Genomic DNA, 1,187 nt, shown 5'->3' on the forward strand with positions numbered 1-1,187 from the left:
GTGGGCGCAGGTGTGGGACGGGCCGAAGGACACCCTGGAGCCGGGTGGCAAGTGGGAGCAGGTGGTCCGCACACCTGACGACGAGGACTGGTTCCATGTGGACACCTCGTTCGAGGACGTGACTGCCTCCGCTGTGGCGAACGTGAACCGGGGCATCGGTTCATGGGTGGGCGGGGCCGTGCTCAAGGAGCCGGACGACGGCGGCACCGAGGAGCTGCCGGCCCCGCGCTCGTGGTTCTACGGGGACGCGGACCGGATCACCTACCGGTCTTGGAAGGTCGGGTTCGGGTACACGCCGCCTGCCGGCGTGACGGCTGAGCTGTCCTTGTCTAACCCGGACCTGCCCGGGCTGGCGAAACGCCGGCAGGGCAACGGGCCGATCCTGCGCGCCCGTGGGCTGCAGACGTGGGAAGACATGGACCCGGTGACCGTGAAAACGGATGCCCGCCAGGTTGACCCGACCACCTATACCCACGAGGGCGGGCGATGGGTCCAATCCACGCTGTTGGCCCGCCGTATCGCTAACCGGCTCGCCCCCATGCTCGCGCAGCCGATCCCCGCGTGGGGTCCGGTGGTCATGGGCCGTCCGGACCTCAGTCTCCGGCTGGGGGACACCATCACTCTCGACATGTGGGGCACGAAGCGGCCTCAGCGCCTCTCGGGTGAGGTCCTGTCGTTCTCCCCGGAGGACGGTCTCACGCAGACGCTTACGCTCCGCCAGCTCCGCCCCTGACCAGGAGGTCATCTATGGCACTCGGCAACATTTCTGGGGTCGCGTATGTGGTTCCGGACGATCCCGGCCACCCTGATGTGTTGCCGGAGGACACCAAGGGTATCGCCAAGTCTATTGCGGCACGCCTGCGGGAGTGGGGTCTGCGGCTGACCACGCGGGTGGACAACCTGGCTGCCCGTGTGGACGCGATGGCCGTTGCCACGGGCCAGGCCCCGGGGTCCCCGGCGGATGGTGCCGTGGCAGGCTACCTGCTGGACGACCGTTCCAAGACGCGATCGGCGCTGTTCAGCGTCCTGGACGTTGGCCCGGTGCATGTGTCTCGGTTCGGCGCGAAGGGTGACGGGGTGGCGGATGATACCGCCGCCCTGGTGGCGGCGGGCGCGTCTGGCCGGGAGGTGCATTTCAGCACGGGCGTCTACAACTTCCGTGGCCCGGTGGCCTTTTCTGAGGGCAC

At 68.6% G+C, this 1,187-nt stretch carries 2 protein-coding genes; both read left to right on the top strand.

Translation table 11 applies throughout. The features are described from left to right. The coding region (locus AB0N07_RS51500) for a hypothetical protein (RefSeq protein WP_365847965.1) at positions 1-733 on the top strand (733 nt) is incomplete at its 5' end. A 14-nt stretch (positions 734-747) separates the two neighbouring features. Further along, a partial coding sequence (locus tag AB0N07_RS51505; RefSeq protein WP_365847967.1) for a glycosyl hydrolase family 28-related protein occupies positions 748-1,187 on the top strand: 440 nt, incomplete at its 3' end.

The organism is Streptomyces sp. NPDC051172, from assembly GCF_040682555.1.
Taxonomy (GTDB): Bacteria; Actinomycetota; Actinomycetes; order Streptomycetales; family Streptomycetaceae; genus Streptomyces.